The organism is Mesorhizobium sp. A623, from assembly GCF_054489405.1.
This window is the reverse complement of record NZ_JBTMXB010000017.1, coordinates 53,646-70,812: the sequence shown is the minus strand read 5'-3', so window position 1 is coordinate 70,812 and position 17,167 is coordinate 53,646. Positions and strand designations below refer to the sequence as shown.

Below are 17,167 nucleotides of genomic sequence, written 5' to 3'. Positions count from 1 at the left end.
TGGGTCAAAGGCGCTAACCGGAATGATGATTACCGGACATCTAGGCCTTAGATCGAGGCCTACAGAATGCGTCGTGCAGAGCCTCCACCACGGTAAGCACCTCAGACCGAGCGATGCGGTAGAAGACGGTAGTGCCTTCACGTCGCGCCTCTACTAAGCCGTCAGCCCTCAGTCGCATGAGCTGCTGCGACATCGGCACCTGTTCGATACCGAGTTCCTGGCGCAGTTCGGCGACCGACTTTTCCTCGGCCACCAAGGCGCAAAGCACCAGCAGGCGTTGGGGATGGGAGAGGCTGCGCATGAGGTCGCTGGCAGCCTCAGCGGCTGGGGTCATTTCTTTTACATTCATAGTGTTGAATTTATAATCTCTGAATGTTAGATGCAGCCCATAACAATGCGGCTTTGCGCCAGATCAAGGTGAGGCCGTGCAACGTAGATATAGGGCATGCAGGATAGAAGGAATAGCCCATGGCACAGATCGTCGTTCTCGGCGCCGGGCTTGGTGGTGCCATCATACCCTTCGAAATGAAGGAGAATATGCGACCTGAAGACAGGCTGACCGTCGTCAACCAGGGCAGCACCTATTCCTTCGACCTGCCCTTTGCCTTCTCCATGATGCTGCCGGCCTTCCGCGGTGTTGCGGCCGTCCACGGCATCGAGGGGCTGACCAATCCGCGAGGCTTCGTCGCCATCGACAAGTATCAGCGCAACGCGGCCTTCCCGAACGTGTTTGCCATCGGGGTTTGCGTGGCCATCCCGCCGGTCAATAAGGGACCGGTGCCGGTCGGTATGCCCAAAACGGGTTTTATGATCGAATCCATGGTTACCGCAACAGCCGCAAACATCGCAGCGCTGCTGCGTGGTGAGCAGCCTCGCGCCATCGCCACCTGGAACGCGGTGTGCCTGGCCGATTTCGGCGACGAGGGTATCGCTTTCGTGGCGCAGCCGCAGATCCCACCGCCCAACATCAACCGGTCCTCGCAGGGCGAATGGTTGCAAGCCGCCAAGGTCGGCTTCGAGAAATACTTTCTGCACAAGGTGCGCACCGGCAAGAGCGAGGCCTTCTACGAGAACCTGACGCTCGACCTGCTGGGGATCAGAAAGCTCAAGGACATCCATCTGGAGCCGACGGAATGACCCGCCGGCCACTCGCAAGGAGAATGAAATGACGCTCGACCGTGCCGTTCTGATGTTTGCCGGGTGCATGGTGCTGGCTTCGCTGGCACTCGGGTTCTTCGTGTCGCCCTGGTGGTACCTTCTGACCGCTTTTGCGGGCCTCAATATGTTCCAGGCCTCGATCACCGGCTTTTGCCCGGCAGCCATGCTGTTCAGGCGGCTAGGCTGCAAGCCGGGCGTGGCCTTCAAGTAACGCAGCGGCGGCCCCTCGTACTTCGTCCGTGGGGCCGGCCATCGTCCACATGTTCCAGCCTTCCGGGTTTGCGATGTTCCGTGGTTTCTTTTCGGTTATCCTGTTGATTGCGGCGGCAGTAGCTCCTCAGACTGCTCTTGCCGCTGAATTCGTGGTTCGTGCCACCACCATTCTCGAAATGAAGGCCGTCTTCGGCCAGGTCGAGAGCCGCACCATCGTGCCCGCTCGCGCCCGCATCACCGGTATCATAAGCGACATCAGCGTTGTTGAAGGCAGCGAGGTGAAGAAGGGCGACGTGGTCGCTGTGGTGGTGGATGACAAGATTGCGCTGCAGCTCAATGCGGCGGAAGCCAAGATAGGCGCCCTGCGCTCGCAGCTTGCCAACGCCCGCACCGATCTGGAGCGCGTCCAACGCCTGCTGTCGCGCGGTGTCACCACGCAGAGCCAACTCGATGCCGCCACGATGGCTTTGGACGTCTTCACCAACCAGGTCGCGGCGGCGGAAGCCGAAAAGACGGTAATCGAGCAGGGCGCTCGCGAGGGCAAGGTGCTGGCGCCCTCTGACGGTCGGGTGCTGACCGTGCCGGTCACGCTCGGCTCGGTAGTGATGGCCGGCGAGACAATCGCGCGTATTGCCGGCGGACCCTACTATCTGCGACTTTCCCTGCCCGAACGTCATGCCGCCGAAATCATCGAGGGTGCGGAGGTCCTCGTCGGCGGGCGAGGACTAGGGCCGGATAGTACGACGGCCATGCGCCACGGGCGCATCGCTAAAGTCTATCCAGAGATTGCTGAGGGGCGCGTCATTGCCGACGTCGACGTGGCCGGTCTTGGTGACTATTTCGTCAATGAGCGCACGCTGGTTTCAATCCCGGTCGGCCGGCGCTCGGTATTGGCAGTGCCGTCCGAAGCGATCCGGACGTTGCACGGTATCGACTATGTACGCGTGGCCGGCGCGGACAGCGAGGGGGACGTCGCCGTCATTTCCGGCGATAGTTTCGACCAGGACGGCCAGTTGCGAACCGTCATCCTGACCGGCCTTACCGACGGCGACCGGGTGGTGCTGCCATGAAGCTCGGCATCGCCGGCGGCCTGACGCGCGCCTTCATCGCCTCTCCGTTGACCCCGCTGTTCCTGCTTGCGGCGCTTGCGCTCGGCCTGATCTCGCTGCTGACGCTGCCGCGCGAGGAAGAGCCGCAGATCTCGGTACCGATGGTGGACATCCATGTCAGCGCCAACGGGCTGAAGGCCGAGGATGCGGTCAAGCTCGTTACGGAACCGCTGGAGACCATCGTCAAGAGCCTCGATGGGGTCGAGCACGTCTATTCGCAGACCGAAGACGATGGCGCCGTGGTCACGGCCCGCTTCGACGTCGGCACGAATGCCGACACCGCCGTGCTCAGGGTACAGGAGAAGATCGGGGCCAATATGGATCGCATTCCTGTCGGCGTCCCCGCGCCGCTGATCGTCGGGCGCGGTATCGATGACGTGGCCATCGTGGTGGTGACGTTGCGACCCGCCCCGCAGGCGGCTGAGCGCTGGACAGCGAATGGGCTGACCCGGCTGGCGCGCGAGTTACAGGTGGAGGTTGCCAAGCTGCCGGACATCGGCCTGACCTACATCGTCGGCCAGCAACCGGAAGAGATCCGCGTCGAGCCGGACCCCGAGAAGCTGTCGCTCTACGGCATCACGCTACAGCAGCTTTCGGCCAAGATTGCCGGCGCCAACCGCTCATTCCGTATAGGCACCGTGCGCGAGGACGGCGGCCAGCGTGCCATCGTCGCCGGCCAGACGCTGCAGGAACTGCCCCAGATCGGCAACATCCTGATCACCGCGCGCGACGGCCGCCCGGTCTATGTGCGAGACGTGGCCAGCGTCGTGCTGGCGACCGAGCCGGCCGAGAACCGCGTGAGCGACATCCGCAAGACCGAAACCGGGTTGGAGCGGGCACCGGCCGTCTCGCTCGCCATCGCCAAGCGACCCGGCACCAACGCCGTCGTCATCGCCGACGAGATCGTCAAGCGGCTGGAGCAGGTGCGCGGCCAGATATTCCCTAAGGACGTTGAAATGACGGTCACGCGTGATTATGGCGAGACCGCCAACGAAAAGGCCAACGAACTTCTATTCCATCTCGGGCTAGCCACCCTGTCGATCGTGGTTTTGGTAGCGGTCGCCATCGGCTGGCGCGAAGCGATGGTTGTCGCCGTTGTCATTCCCGCTACTATTCTGCTCACGCTTTTTGCCTCGCAGGTGATGGGTTATACGCTGAACCGCGTCAGTCTGTTCGCGTTGATCTTCTCCATCGGCATATTGGTGGACGACGCCATCGTCGTAATCGAGAACATCGCCCGCCACTGGGCGATGCATGACGGCCGGCCGCGCGTACAGGCGGCGATTGACGCGGTCGCTGAGGTCGGCAACCCCACTATCGTGGCCACGCTGACGGTGGTGGCCGCGCTTCTGCCCATGCTGTTCGTGTCCGGCATGATGGGCCCCTATATGAGCCCGATCCCGGCAAACGCCTCGGCGGCGATGCTGTTTTCCTTCTTCGTCGCCGTAATCGTCACGCCATGGCTGATGATGAAGTTTGGCGCGGCTCATGCCGGCGCTGAAAAAGCTGGCGGCCACGCCGCCGAGGGCGGGCGGCTCGGTCGCATCTATGTCGCGGCGGCTCGTCCAATTCTGAAGAGCCGGGCGCGCGCCTGGACTTTCCTGCTGCTGGTCGGTATGGCCACGCTCGCCTCGCTGGCGCTGATCTACACCAAGCACGTAACGGTGAAGCTCCTTCCCTTCGACAACAAGGCAACTCTGCAGGTCGTGCTCGATCTGCCGAAAGGCTCGTCCGTGGAGGACACCGACCGGGCGCTACAGGAGATGGTTGGCCGGCTGGCGCCGGTGCCTGAGATCATCTCGTTCCAGACCTATGCCGGCATCGCCGCACCGTTCGACTTCAATGGGCTGGTGCGGCACTACTACCTGCGCGCCAGCCCGGAGCAGGGCGACATTGCCGTGAACCTTACTCCAAAGAGCGACCGCGGCCGGGAAAGCCATGCCATTGCCCTCGACATGCGCCAGCACCTGAAGGGTCTTGGCCTGCCTCAAGGCACGGTAATCAAGGTAGTGGAGCCACCACCCGGGCCACCGGTGCTGGGCACGCTGCTGGCCGAAATCTACGGACCGGACGCCGTAACGCGGCGCGCGGTGGCCAGTAAGGTCAGGGAGTTAATGCAAGGCATTCCCTTCATAGTGGACATCGATGACAGCTTTCACAACCAGCCCGAGCGCGTGCGCGTCTCCATCGACCAGGACAATCTGGAATACTACCGGGTCGAGCAAGCCGATGCCTATGACACGCTCAGCGCGCTCTACGGCGGTGCCACCGTCGGCTATTCGCACCGCGGCGGCGGTCGCCAACCCATTCCGATCCGCGTGGCGCTTGCCAAGAGCAAGACCCTGGTCGACCAGCGCGCGCTGGCAACTCCAGTGCCAGCTAACGCGTTGCCGGGTGGACGCGGCGTGGTCGAACTGGGGGACGTGGTGTCGGTCAGTCACGAGCCGGCGTCATGGCCGATCTACCGACGCAACGGCCGCCCCGCCGAGATGGTGCTGGCTGAGCTTGCCGGCGCCTACGAAGCGCCGATCTACGGCATGCTGGCGGTGCAGGAGGCCATCGACAAGGCCGACTGGGGCAATCTGCCAAAGCCGGTGATCGCGTTGCATGGCCAGCCCGACGACGAGTCCAGACCGACGCTGTTGTGGGACGGCGAATGGGAGGTGACCTGGGTCACATTCCGAGACATGGGCGCTGCCTTCCTGGTGGCTATATTGGGCATCTATATACTGGTCGTGGCGCAGTTCGGTTCCTTCAAGCTGCCGCTGGTCATCCTCACGCCCATCCCGCTCACCTTCATCGGCATCCTGCTGGGTCACTGGCTGTTCGGCGCACCTTTCTCTGCCACCTCGATGATCGGTTTCATTGCGCTCGCCGGCATCATCGTGCGCAACTCCATCCTGCTGGTCGACTTCATCCGCCACGCCCGCACACCGGAGCGGCCGCTGGTGGAGGTTCTGCTGGAGGCTGGCGCCATCCGCTTCAAGCCGATCCTGCTCACGGCGCTCGCCGCCATGATCGGAGCGGCGGTGATCCTGACCGACCCGATCTTCCAGGGCCTGGCGATCTCGCTGCTGTTTGGCCTGATCTCATCCACAGCGCTTACCGTGCTCGTCATCCCGGCTATCTATGTGGTGCTGCGAGGTAGGGGGAAAGAAGACGTCCCTCCTGGCAACATCAATAACGTATCGCGCCGGCGCGGCGCCGACCATTCTTCCGCCTGAACCCGCAAAGGACGAAAACCATGAATTATTACTTTGCCAAAACCCTGCATTGCAGCTTCGACGAAGCGGTCGAGCGCGTCACGACTGCGCTGAAGGAAGCCGGCTTCGGTATCATCACCGAGATCGACGTGAAGGAAACGTTCAAGAAGAAGCTCGGCATTGACTTCCGTAACTACCGCATCCTGGGTGCCTGCAATCCAGCCATGGCACACGAGGCGCTCGAGATCGAAGACAAGGTCGGTACGATGCTACCCTGCAATGTCGTCGCTCAGGAACTCGGGGATGGCGAGATCGAGATTGCCGCTGTTGATCCGGTGGCATCGATGGCAGCGATCGAAAACGAAGTCTTGCGCGGCTCCGCACAAAAGATTCGCGACATGCTGATCGGCGTTATCGAACGGCTCTGAAACGAACACCCTGGAGATATGGAATGCATAACGACTGGAAGGCGTTCATCGATGGGCTCTCTGGCGGGCTGCGAGAATTGCGTAGCGGCGCGCCAGAGGTGATGAAAGGGTTCTCGGCAATATCGCAGGTGGCCTTGAAGGCCGATGTCCTCGACACCAAGACCAAGGAATTGATCGCGCTTGCCATCAGCGTGGCCATTCGTTGCGATGACTGCATCGGGTTTCACGCTGCGGCGGCTGTCGAGCGGGGCGCAAGCCGTGAGGAAGTCCTGGAGACGCTCGGTATGGCGATCTACATGGGCGCCGGGCCGGCTGTCATGTATGCAGGCCATGCGCTGGAAGCATTCGACCAGTTCGGAAAAGCCTGAGACGCTGGTGGGACCGGGCACCGGGCTGATCTCTGATCGACTTTAGCGGCACCCCGATTGTCGGCGAGCCGATCACTGGGAGCTTGTGGGGTTCACGGGGCCGGACCCTTCCATATCCTCCTGCCGCAGGACGATGTCGCCGTGACATTGCATGCACGCAGCGGGTTAATTTCTGAATTCCCCTCTTGCGAACCCCGAGTTCCCGATATAAATAGTGAGTAACTAATTACTATCTTTGGAGAGTGACGTTATGATCTCGCGACCTGCTTACCTTCCCGCGGAAGCGCGGCGTGAAGTGACGGTCGAAACCGTTATCGACCTTGCCGCAGAACAGAACCCGGCGGACATCACGACCGGGGCTATCGCCAAGCGAATGGGAGTAACCCAAGGCGCCTTGTTCAGGCACTTCCCGTCCAAGGACGCCATTATCCAAGCCGTCATGGAATGGGTTTCGGAACGTTTGCTGGCACGCATCGACAAGGCGACTTCCGCCGCGACCTCTCCGCTTGACGCTCTGGAAGCCGCGTTCATGACGCATATCGAGTTCATCTCGGAGCACCCGGGCGTTCCACGGATGTTGTTTGGTGAATTGCAGCGTGCGGAACAGACCGTGGCCAAACGTATGGCGCAGACATTGATCCAGCGCTATGGCGAGCGTCTCGGCCGGCTGATCACGGAAGGTAAGGAGTGCGGTCAGTTGTCTGCGTCGCTAGATGACAAGGCCGCTGTCACGCTCTTCATCGGCACTATCCAGGGTCTTGTCATGCAGTCCCTTCTCGCTGGCGACGTGAAGCGCATTCGTGCAAGTGCACCGGGGGTATTTGAATTGTATCGCCGCGCGGTCGAGGCGATGTAATGACCCATTCGCATTCCTCAGCCGCCGCATCTCCAATGCAATCTCTCGAAGCCATGTTCATGGCTGATGTCGCCTATGTTGCAGATCATCCAAGCGTCCCCCGCCTGTTGTTCGGTGCGCTCGGCAGGGCGGACCAGTCCGGTCTCAGACTGATGATCAAGGCACTTATCCAACGCTATGAGCGCCGTCTTTGCGGGGTGATTGAAGAAGCACGGCAGCGCGGCGAAATACGCCCCACACTCGACACGGAAATGGCTGCTCGTTTGTTCATCGCGACAATCCAGCACTTGATGTTCCGGGCGTTGATCTCTGGAGAGATCGGTAGCCTCCGCGATGCGGCTCCTGGTGAGTTCATTTCACATCGCGCATGTGTGGAGGCAATGCCGTGAAACTGCCTTCAATACAGCGCCGCACCTTAATGCTTCTGGCAGTCGCAATTCCAATCGCCGCCCTATTCGTTTACGTGGTGCTGAGATCAGGACCGCTGGCACCGGTCGCCGTCATGACGGCCAGTGTTGAGAGCCGGACGATCTCACCTGCGCTCTTCGGTATCGGGACGGTCGAGGCCCGTTTCGCGTACAAGATTGGCCCTACCAGCGCGGGACGTATCGGCAAGATATTTGTCGATGTTGGCGACAAGGTGCATGCCGGGCAGGTTCTGGCGAAAATGGACCCTGTGGACCTTGATGAGCGTATCGCTGCGCTTGATGCGGCGATCGGCCGTGCGGAAGCATCGGTAACAACTGCCGAAGCCCAGGTGGACGATGCTCTGGCGCGTAAGGATTATGCCGATACGCAGGCCAGTCGCCATGAGCAACTGTGGAAGAGCCGCTCTGTCAGTGAAGTCGCGGTGGAAACCAAGCGGCAGGACAGCCAGGTGGCGAACGCCGTTCTTGCGGCGGCTCAGTCGAATCTCGTGGGTGCGCAACAGGATCTGCAGCGCAACCGTGCGGATCGCGATGGCTTGGTCAAGCAGCAGGAAAATCTGGTTCTATGTGCTCCGGTCGACGGGGTGATTGCCGCACGCAATGCGGAGGCGGGAACGACCATGGTAGCTGGTCAGGCAGTCATCGAAATGATCGACCCCATGAACCTCTGGATCAATGCGCGGTTCGATCAAATTGCAGCAAACGGCCTGCGCAAGGGGCTTCCTGCCCAGATATCGCTGCGGTCTCATGGCGGCAATAGCGTAGCAGGACGAGTCTCTCGCGTGGAGGTGCTTGCGGACTCGGTGACAGAAGAAACCCTGGCCAAGGTAGAATTCGAAACGCTACCCGAACCGCTGCCTCCAATCGGGGAACTGGCCGAAGTGACGATTGCTCTGCCCGATCTTCCCGTCACGCCGGTAATCCCGAACGCTGCTGTCCAGAATGTCGATGGCAAGACCGGTGTCTGGAGAATCGAGGGCGGAAAAGTTCGCTTCACCGCCGTTCAACTCGGCGCATCGGATCTGGAGGGTACCGTCCAGGTCACAAAAGGTCTGCAGGCCGGTGACGAGGTCCTTGTTCACAGCGCCTCGAGGCTGACGAGTGTGAGCCGCATCCACGTGACCGGCAATCCTACGGAGCTTCTCAAATGATCAGCCTCGCCGGCCGCGACATCCTGCATTCATGGGGCAAGTTCGTCTTCACCGGAATCGGGCTTGGCCTGCTCATCGGCGTAACCTTCACCATGGCCGGAGTCTATCGGGGCATGGTTGACGACGGCAAGGTGCTGCTCGACAACAGCGGTGCCGATATGTGGGTCGTCCAGCAGAATACACTCGGCCCCTACGCCGAAGCCTCGAGCATCAATGACGACATTTATCGGATGATCCTGACCACCCCTGGCGTCGAGCGGGTTGCCAACGTCACCTATCTGACGATGCAGGTCCGAAAAGGAAACACGGATGTGCGGGCGATGGTGGTAGGCATCGCTCCCGGCGACATGACGACACCGGGCTGGCCGCGGTTTCTGGTGGCCGGGCGCCAGATCACGCGTGGTCATTACGAGGCTGTGGCGGATGCCGCGACCGGCTTCATCCTCGGCGATACCCTCACGATCCGGCGGAACCGCTATACTGTTGTCGGACTGACGCGGCGGGCGGTATCGTCGGGCGGCGACCCGATGGTCTTCATTCCGCTGAAGGACGCGCAGGGAGCGCAATTCGTCAAGGATAACGATTCCATTGTCCGCCAGCGCCGGCGCACCAGCGAAAACCCGGAGTTCAACAGGCCTGGAGTGCCGGGTCTACTGGACGCCGTGATCGCCTCGCAAAACATCAACCCCTATGTGAACGCTGTTCTGGTGCGCATCAAACCCGGTTACAACCCGGAATTGATCGCATCGGATATAGAGAGATGGAAGCGGCTGACGGTCTATACGCGCCCGCAGATGGAAGAAATCCTCGTCGGCAAGCTGATCGCAACCTCGGCTAAGCAGATCGGCATGTTCCTGGCCATCCTGGCCATTGTCAGCGCCGCTATCGTTGCTTTCATCATCTATACGCTGACGATGGACAAAATACGTGAGATTGCTGTGTTGAAGCTGATCGGCACTCGCAATCGAACCATCGCGTCCATGATCTTGCAGCAGGCACTCGTGCTCGGGCTGATCGGCTTCGTCGTCGGCAAGATCACGGCGACCTTTGCAGCGCCTCTGTTTCCGAAGTTTGTTTTGCTTCTGTCCGAAGACACGATGATCGGGCTTGTCGCAGTCATTGTCATATGCGCGCTCGCCAGCGTCGTCGCCATCCGTATGGCTCTCAAGATCGACCCCGCCGAAGCGATTGGAGGTTGACATGGGCAGCGGCGGAATCCTCATCGAAGGGATCAGAAAGCGATATGGCAGTGGCGATACTGCGGTCGATGCCCTCAAGAATGTTAACATGCAGGTCGCCCCTGGCGAAGTAGTCGGCCTCATCGGCCCATCAGGTTCCGGCAAAAGTACGCTGCTCAAAGCCCTGGGGGCGGTCATCGACCCGAGTGGCGGGCGTATGACGCTGGGTGACGTTGTAATCTATGACGATAGCTGGAAGATCCGCGATCTTCGCGCGCTGAGGCGCGACAAGATTGGCTTTGTCTTCCAGGCGCCGTATCTCATTCCCTTTCTGGACGTCACCGACAACGTCGCCCTGCTGCCGATGCTGGCGGGTGTTCCCAATAATGAGTCGCGACGGCGTGCGCGCGATCTGCTGAAGGCGCTCGATGTCGAGCATCGCGCCGCCGCCATGCCCTCACAGCTTTCCGGCGGTGAGCAGCAGCGGGTTGCGATCGCGCGCGGGTTGGTCAACCGGCCGCCGGTCATCCTTGCCGACGAGCCGACTGCGCCTCTCGACAGCGTACGGGCGCTCGCTGTGGTCCGGATTCTCAACGACATGGCAGCCAGATTTGGAACGGCGATCATCGTTGTCACGCATGATGAGAAGATCATCCCGACCTTCAAGCGCATCTATCACATCCGGGACGGCGTAACCCATGAAGAAGCAGGAGAGGGGCGCGGCTTTGATTGATCATCCGGCCCGCTGATTCGGTGCCGATCACAGCGGAGTATCATCAGTTCAAAACAGTGGAAACAAGCGTTCAGATACGAACCAAAGACCATTACTACGCAGTCAAGGATAAATGGTACGGCCTGCGCGCTCCCGATCGGTAGCGTGCACCAAGCCCCTATCCCGGTTCCAGTCACGGGAGCAGATAAATGGAGAAGCCAGAAAGAAATCGGCGTGCAGACAGGCAAGAGAGACAATTCTTGTTGCCGCTTTCACTTCTTGCGCTCGCCGCCATAGTGGTAGCGACGCCAATTCCGGGCAAGGCAGACGATGCGTCTGCGGTCCAAACGATCACAGATGGGCGTCCATGGAAAATAGCCATGGAGAATGGCCGCGTTGGAACCCTTGTGCTTTTCGAGAACGGAACCGGCAAGATGACCGGCGGGCCCATGGATTTGTCTCCGAAATGGAGACCGACAGCGAATGGACTGTGTCTCAAGCCGGGGGCGCTGCTCCCCGAACGGTGCGTGAAGTTGGTTCGATCCGAAAATGGCTATCTCGGCATGAAAGGCAGCAAGCAGATATTCAAACTGGAACGTTAGCGAGCACCATTTCGAAATGGGGCGGGGAGGAGGAAGCAGGATGTCGGCCTGGGTATCAAAGCTGGTGATCAAAGTGCTTGGCGGGATTGCAATCCTGTTCGGAATAGTCACGCTTATTTCCGGGGGAAATGCGCTTTTTGTACTGCATGGAATAGCGAAGCCCACAGCAAATATCGTACCTTTTGTATTGTATTTCAACTTTGCTGCGGGCTTCGCATATATCGTTGCCGGAGCAGGATTGATCCTGTTCCGCCCATGGTCACCCTCATTTGCAGTCGCCATTGCCTTGGCAACCACGGTCGTCTTTGTAGGTCTTGGAGCCTGGATATTGGCAGGCAACGCTTATGAAATGCGAACCGTCGCCGCTATGAGCCTGCGAGCAGCGTTCTGGTGGAGCGTCAGTGCCGTTTCAGTCATCCGAGGTCGCTCCTTGGCGGCGCTGTCAACGAAACACAACGATCTAGCGTTCAATAATTCCATTCATGACGGACAGGCAGCTTCTCGCCAAGCCAACGACAATCAAACGCCTAATGGATAATCTCTTTAGGATAGCCGTTGCCGGGGTGAGGCAATGGCCGATTTGTTTCGTCGTGGCCGTTGGTCTGTCGGCATGCGCTGCACGACCCGGTGCCGACACTTTGACCGTCAGGTACGAGGCTCCGAAACTTATCAAGAAATAACGGTAATCACGGCGACCGATCGCCAACGAGACGCCACTGGTGTTGGGTACACTGCGGCGAGATCGCCGCAGTTGCGGTTTGAAAATTTTACAGTCGCAATACCCGCCGCCCATAAAGAGCTGGACAAGGCTCAACCACAAATGCAGGCGAACTCTCACCAAAGATACACCGTCATGGGGCGGGAACCGATCGTCGCCAAAGATATCGACTTGGCCAACGATATCCTTATCTACGTCCATGGGTACAATTATAGTTTCCAGGAGTCGCTGTTTCAGGTTGCGAAAGTCGTCGCGGACGGAAAGTTGACGGAAACGCCGATCCTCTTCAGTTGGCCATCGGAAGGATCAGTCACGGGATATGTTGCAGACAAGGACGCCGCTATCTACGCGCGCGACGACCTTGTGAAACTGCTTCGCGACCTCGAGAGGCATCGGGCAAAGAGCCACGTTACGCTGTTTGGACATAGTATGGGAGCCTGGCTTGTTGTCGAAGCGCTCCGGCAACTCAAGATTTCAGGTCAAGATGACGTCCTTCACCGAATAAACCAGGTGGTTTTGGCCGCTCCGGATATCGACGTCGATCTTTTCAAGCGGCAGGTTGATACGATTGGGCCATTAGCCCGTCCGATGATTGTGCTCAATTCCACAGATGACCGCGCACTTGCTATCTCGAGCCACATCGGCGGCTCGCGCGCAAGAATAGGGTCGATCGACGAAGCGAATGCGGCAGTGCAGAAGATAATCGCAGACGGTGCTATCGAAATCGTCAATTTGTCAGCTCTACCCGCCCCAGACAGAACAAATCACAATCGCTTCGTTGAATTGATAAATGCGCTATCTGGCTCGGAGGTCAGAAGGAACGCATTTTTGGAAGGCGGTCTGAGCAAAGGGTATAAGCGGCATCGGCCATGAGCGTTGCTCGGAGGGATCGTATTGAGGAAGTGCCGAGTGGATTATGTGGATCGCACACAGTGCCGCCTCGGCGGTGCGTTGATACAGCGTAGACACTCTGGGCATGTTTGCACAAATGCGCTTTGCCGATCGGTAGTAATGGCTTGCACGACACTCTTTGGATCGCGCCGATGAAGAGCGTGATAGCGGCCCTGTAGGGGTATCCAAAATCGAAGAGAAGTCATTATGATGCTGCTTGCAGCGTAATTGTCCAGGACGCTGGTTCACAGTTTGTCGAGGTGTATGGTCACGTCAACTGTCGATGAAGAATTTGGCCTCGAAACCGTCCTGCTGCCCCTCTCGCGGCGAGTGCAGCTCGATTCTGCCACCAGTGCCGGCGGCGATCGCCTTTGCGATGGCCAGCCCCAACCCAGCCCCCTCCGCCTGCGCACGGCCGCGTTCGAACGGCTCGGACAGGCGGGCAAGCAGATCCCGCGGCACAACCGGCCCTGCGTTAGCGACGCGCAGTGCACCTTCGGCTGAGAGCGTTACGGACACCGGTTCGTGCGGAGAACCATGCTTCAGTGCGTTCTCTATCAAATTTCGTGTCAGAATTGCGAAGGCGTCGGGATCAATGCGGGAGAACACCGGGGCGTCGGGTATTGTCAGTTCGATACGGTCCGCGCCGTCGGCGCTTGTCGTCATCTCCAGCACGAGCATCCGCAGGATCGGCACGATATCAACCGCTTCTGCCGCCTGGAGGCGCGCACCTTCAGCTCTTGCCAACTGCATCAGCTTTTCCGACAGTCTGGAAAGCCGCCGCAATGCCGTCTCGATCTCGCGCGCGCGGTCGCGTGCGGCCTTGTCCGATGTTTCGATGATCAGCCTTTGCGTCTGCGCGAGCGCCGCAGCGACCGGCGTGCGCAGTTCATGTGCGGAATTGGCTGTGAAGCTGCGCTCGGCTTCCAGCGTGCGCCTCAGCCGTTCCAGCAAGTGGTTCACCGCCAGCGCATTCGGCTGGATCTCTGAAGGCAAGCCTTCCGCGGAGATGGGCGTCAGGTCGCCCGCACCTCGGACCTCGATGTCGGAGCGAAATCGCCGCAGCGGCATCATCGACAGGCGCACGATGCCCCAGACCCCGACCAGGCTGATCGGGATAAGCAGGCCCAAGGGAAGCGCCAGTCCAAGCAATATCTCCTGTGCCACCGTATGGCGGCGGGCCAACGGCTCGGCAACTGAGATGGTAATCGTGCCCTGAAGCGCTGCATCGGAATAGATGCGGTGGGTGGGAGTATTTGCAAATCCCATGCCGGTGAATGGTGGAAAGACGGACAAGTCGGCTTTGTGTGAGCGCAGCAGTACTTGGCCTTCGGCATCCCTCACCACATAGGTGAAGTATTCATCGTGCTCTCGCATCGTCGCGACGCTCTGGCTGGCGTCGTCGTCGCTGTCCCGGCCGATAATGTCGCGAACGGCCAGCGGCAGCAGACGCTGCCCGGTTTCCTCAAGCGCGCTGTCGAAGACCTCGTCCATGTCATGGTGCAGCTTCTGCGATGTCACCGCGGCCGCGACCGCCCAGAGAATAGCAATGCCCAACCCCAGCCAGAGCGACAGACGCCATTGCAGGCTGTGGGGCGCGATCATCGCGCCCCTCCCAGGCGATAGCCGATGCCACGCACCGTATCGATGGCCGCGCGCCCCAGTTTCTTGCGTAAGCGGCTGACATGGACCTCGATCGTATTGCTCTCCACTTCCGAGCCGAAGGCATAGAGCCGCTCCTCCAACTGCATTTTAGACAGAACCTGACCGGGGTGCTGGACGAAAGCCTCGAACAGCGCCCACTCACGCGCCGTCAGATCGATAGCCCGGCCATTGCGCAGGACCGTTCTTGCGGACAGATCGACCAGAAGATCGCCAAACCCTATGAGCGGGTTGGGATTACCGCTGTAGCGACGCGCGACCGCGTTCAGCCGCGCCGACAGTTCGGACAAATCGAAGGGCTTGGTCAGGTAATCATCCGCTCCCGCATTAAGCCCGTTGATGCGGTCCGAGATTTGATCTAGCGCCGTGAGGATGATGACCGGCGTGACGCTGCCTTTCCGCCGCAGATCGCGCAGAAACGCGATGCCTCGCCCATCAGGAAGCATGAGATCGAGAAGGACGAGATCGTAGGCGGCGCTGTCGATATGGTCAGACGCCGCATCGAGACGGGTTACCCAATCGACCGAATGATTGTCGGCGATGACGTGATCCTGCACCGCCGCGCCAAGGATCATGTCGTCTTCCACCAGAAGGATTCTCATGAGTGGGTCACCCTGCGTATTTCTAACCTCTTGCCTGCGAAACCTGTCAGCCAGCTGACGGAGAGAACCTTGCAGCTTCAGCTGTTCGTCAGGAATGAATGCCACTCTTTCTTCATGTAAACGCTGATGCAGGACAAATGACATGATGAAAAATATTGCAGCAGCTTCGCTTTTCCTCGTCATGGCCGGAGCCGGTACAGCTATGGCCGACGATGATTGCCTTGTGCCAATGGATCAGTGGCAGTCGCGCGAAGCGGTACAGAAGATGGCGCAAGCACGCGGCTGGCAGGTAGGCCGGATCAAGATCGACGACGGTTGCTATCAGGTCAGAGGCCTCGACGAAACCGGGCAGGCATTCAAGGCCAAGATCGACCCGGCTACGCTTTCGATCGTCAAGATGAAGCGCAAAGACCGGCCTGATGACGATCACGAAGGTGAGCGACGCCAATCATACGAACCCGGTATGAGCGGCACCACCGGCGCGCTGCCGTCGAACAAGCTGTTCGAGACAGGCAACCTGCCGAAAAGCGTCGTGAAGTGACCGGATATCGTTCGCATATCCTGCGAACGCCGCTCTCATTGACAGGAAAGCAGACCATGTCCCGCAGTCCCACCCGCTATTCGAAAAGCATGATCGTCATTCACTGGTTGACCGCCCTTCTGGTGCTCGGCGCCTGGCTGACTGCTGAGGGCGGCCGCGAGGTGATCCAGAATCCACCCGTGCTGCATTTTGCGATGGGGTTGGCGGTGTTGGCCTTAGTCGTACCGCGCCTGATCCTGCGGTTGTTTGGCGCGGCACCTGATATGAATGCGCAGCGCGGCTGGCTCGCGACCGCGGCAAAGGCCGGTCATGGCCTGCTCTATCTGCTTCTGATCGGTCTACCGATCACCGGCTGGTATGCCGCATCGCGCATGGGTGTGTCCGTCTCATTTCTCGGCGTCGAGCTTCCGGCGCTCACGGTGCCGGTCCAGGGACACCCCGGCCTGATCGCCGACCTCCACGAGAATGCCGGCACTTTTATCCTGATCCTTGCCGGCCTGCACGCCCTGATGGCCATCTGGCACCAGTTCGTGCTGCGCGATGGAACCCTCCAGCGCATGAGCCCACGCTGAGCGAACGCATCCTTCCGTTCAAGACGGCCCTGTTCTGTTTGTGCCGATATGGCATGACGGGGCAGGGCCGAACATTTTGGCTGATACGCCGGGCAGCGGCGAGACGTTGCCGGATGCACCGTCCCTTCCTGACGATGAGCTGAAGCAAAAGCTTCCATGCCGTCAGCAAACGCTCAGCCACATGCTTCACGTTGAGGATATCAGACCGGCAGAAAGAGTGCCTGGGGTCCGGTTCAACGAAAATCGGCCGGTACTTTCCCGTGCACCGCCGTGCGAAAAAGATGGAGCCGACATGAAATCCTTTCTTGCAATCCTCGCCCTGACCACAGCGCTTACGCTTCCCGGCCTCGCCATGGCCAAACCTGTCACGCTGACTACGACGCTGAACAATTATGGCGGCGACGGCGCCTATCTCGCGCTCTATGTCACCGATGCGCGGGGTGCGTATGTTGGCAGCCTGTGGATGGCCGGGGCCAAATCGAAATATTACGAACACCTGTCCGGTTGGTATCGCGCCACCGGTGGTAATGTCGCGGAGATCAACGGCATCACCGGCGCCAGCGTCGGCGCGGGCCGCACGTTGGAAATCACGCTCGATCTGGCCGACGCGCTGTTCGACGCCGGCTATACGCTGCATGTCGATGCCGCTGTCGAGGATATGCGCGACAGCCCGAACGAGGTCGCCGTGCCATTGACGTCCGATGGAGTCGGCACGCCGGTGCCCGGGCAGCGCTACATCGCCAATTTCTCCTACGCTATGTAGCCGGAGACGGCC

At 60.0% G+C, this 17,167-nt stretch carries 19 protein-coding genes and 1 pseudogene; 17 read left to right on the top strand and 3 right to left on the bottom strand.

The window, feature by feature from the left end; genetic code table 11:
• Positions 1-40: 40 nt before the first annotated feature.
• On the bottom strand, positions 41-334 hold the full coding sequence (locus tag ACX3P1_RS17760; RefSeq protein ID WP_459080931.1) for an ArsR/SmtB family transcription factor: 294 nt from the start codon (positions 332-334) through the stop codon (positions 41-43).
• Between the two features lie 257 nt (positions 335-591).
• Here ACX3P1_RS17760 and ACX3P1_RS17755 point away from each other — a divergent pair.
• The 14 genes and pseudogenes from ACX3P1_RS17755 to ACX3P1_RS17690 form a co-directional block, all read left to right on the top strand.
• Positions 592-1,137: pseudogene (locus tag ACX3P1_RS17755) on the top strand (NAD(P)/FAD-dependent oxidoreductase); the annotation flags it as partial.
• A gap of 28 nt (positions 1,138-1,165) precedes the next feature.
• Positions 1,166-1,369, top strand: a complete 204-nt coding sequence (locus ACX3P1_RS17750) for a YgaP family membrane protein (RefSeq protein ID WP_459080930.1) — start codon at positions 1,166-1,168, stop codon at positions 1,367-1,369.
• Positions 1,370-1,442: 73 nt separating this feature from the next.
• Positions 1,443-2,441: an efflux RND transporter periplasmic adaptor subunit gene (locus tag ACX3P1_RS17745; protein WP_459080929.1), complete on the top strand. Its 999-nt coding sequence runs from the start codon at positions 1,443-1,445 to the stop codon at positions 2,439-2,441.
• Complete coding sequence (locus ACX3P1_RS17740) at positions 2,438-5,704, top strand: efflux RND transporter permease subunit (protein WP_459080928.1); 3,267 nt, start codon at positions 2,438-2,440, stop codon at positions 5,702-5,704. Before ACX3P1_RS17745 ends, ACX3P1_RS17740 begins: the two co-directional genes overlap by 4 nt.
• Positions 5,705-5,724: 20 nt before the next feature.
• Positions 5,725-6,111, top strand: coding sequence for a DUF302 domain-containing protein (locus tag ACX3P1_RS17735; protein WP_459080927.1), 387 nt, complete (start codon positions 5,725-5,727; stop codon positions 6,109-6,111).
• Positions 6,112-6,134: 23 nt separating this feature from the next.
• Positions 6,135-6,479: a carboxymuconolactone decarboxylase family protein gene (locus ACX3P1_RS17730; protein WP_459080926.1), complete on the top strand. Its 345-nt coding sequence runs from the start codon at positions 6,135-6,137 to the stop codon at positions 6,477-6,479.
• Between the two features lie 250 nt (positions 6,480-6,729).
• Entirely contained in the window at positions 6,730-7,335 is a 606-nt protein-coding gene (locus ACX3P1_RS17725; RefSeq protein WP_459080925.1) for a TetR/AcrR family transcriptional regulator, read from the top strand.
• On the top strand, positions 7,335-7,724 hold the full coding sequence (locus ACX3P1_RS17720; RefSeq protein WP_459080924.1) for a TetR family transcriptional regulator C-terminal domain-containing protein: 390 nt from the start codon (positions 7,335-7,337) through the stop codon (positions 7,722-7,724). The genes ACX3P1_RS17725 and ACX3P1_RS17720 overlap by 1 nt, the downstream gene beginning before the upstream one ends.
• Complete coding sequence (locus ACX3P1_RS17715) at positions 7,721-8,914, top strand: efflux RND transporter periplasmic adaptor subunit (RefSeq protein WP_459080922.1); 1,194 nt, start codon at positions 7,721-7,723, stop codon at positions 8,912-8,914. Before ACX3P1_RS17720 ends, ACX3P1_RS17715 begins: the two co-directional genes overlap by 4 nt.
• Positions 8,911-10,113 carry an ABC transporter permease gene (locus ACX3P1_RS17710; RefSeq protein ID WP_459080921.1) on the top strand — a complete coding sequence of 401 codons (1,203 nt, stop codon included), beginning with the start codon at positions 8,911-8,913 and terminating at the stop codon, positions 10,111-10,113. Before ACX3P1_RS17715 ends, ACX3P1_RS17710 begins: the two co-directional genes overlap by 4 nt.
• 1 nt (position 10,114) lies before the next feature.
• Positions 10,115-10,825, top strand: coding sequence for an ABC transporter ATP-binding protein (locus ACX3P1_RS17705; RefSeq protein WP_459080920.1), 711 nt, complete (start codon positions 10,115-10,117; stop codon positions 10,823-10,825).
• A gap of 188 nt (positions 10,826-11,013) precedes the next feature.
• Positions 11,014-11,406, top strand: coding sequence for a hypothetical protein (locus ACX3P1_RS17700; RefSeq protein WP_459080919.1), 393 nt, complete (start codon positions 11,014-11,016; stop codon positions 11,404-11,406).
• Between the two features lie 40 nt (positions 11,407-11,446).
• On the top strand, positions 11,447-11,944 hold the full coding sequence (locus ACX3P1_RS17695) for a hypothetical protein (RefSeq protein WP_459080918.1): 498 nt from the start codon (positions 11,447-11,449) through the stop codon (positions 11,942-11,944).
• A 33-nt stretch (positions 11,945-11,977) separates the two neighbouring features.
• Positions 11,978-12,997, top strand: coding sequence for an alpha/beta hydrolase (locus ACX3P1_RS17690; RefSeq protein ID WP_459080917.1), 1,020 nt, complete (start codon positions 11,978-11,980; stop codon positions 12,995-12,997).
• Between the two features lie 291 nt (positions 12,998-13,288).
• On the opposite strand, the gene ACX3P1_RS17685 is transcribed toward ACX3P1_RS17690, so the two are convergent.
• Both ACX3P1_RS17685 and ACX3P1_RS17680 read right to left on the bottom strand, forming a co-directional pair.
• A complete protein-coding gene (locus ACX3P1_RS17685) occupies positions 13,289-14,620 on the bottom strand; it encodes an ATP-binding protein (protein ID WP_459080916.1) in 1,332 nt (443 codons plus the stop codon).
• Complete coding sequence (locus tag ACX3P1_RS17680; RefSeq protein ID WP_459080915.1) at positions 14,617-15,279, bottom strand: response regulator transcription factor; 663 nt, start codon at positions 15,277-15,279, stop codon at positions 14,617-14,619. Before ACX3P1_RS17680 ends, ACX3P1_RS17685 begins: the two co-directional genes overlap by 4 nt.
• Positions 15,280-15,421: 142 nt before the next feature.
• Here ACX3P1_RS17680 and ACX3P1_RS17675 point away from each other — a divergent pair, with 142 nt between their 5' ends.
• The 3 genes from ACX3P1_RS17675 to ACX3P1_RS17665 all read left to right on the top strand — a co-directional run bounded on the left by ACX3P1_RS17675 (position 15,422) and on the right by ACX3P1_RS17665 (position 17,155).
• The gene (locus tag ACX3P1_RS17675; RefSeq protein WP_459080914.1) at positions 15,422-15,820 is read left to right on the top strand and encodes a PepSY domain-containing protein; all 399 of its coding nucleotides are present in this window, start codon (positions 15,422-15,424) and stop codon (positions 15,818-15,820) included.
• 56 nt (positions 15,821-15,876) lie between these two features.
• On the top strand, positions 15,877-16,392 hold the full coding sequence (locus ACX3P1_RS17670) for a cytochrome b (RefSeq protein ID WP_459080913.1): 516 nt from the start codon (positions 15,877-15,879) through the stop codon (positions 16,390-16,392).
• Between the two features lie 292 nt (positions 16,393-16,684).
• Positions 16,685-17,155, top strand: a complete 471-nt coding sequence (locus ACX3P1_RS17665) for a DUF2271 domain-containing protein (RefSeq protein WP_459080912.1) — start codon at positions 16,685-16,687, stop codon at positions 17,153-17,155.
• Positions 17,156-17,167 lie beyond the last annotated feature (12 nt).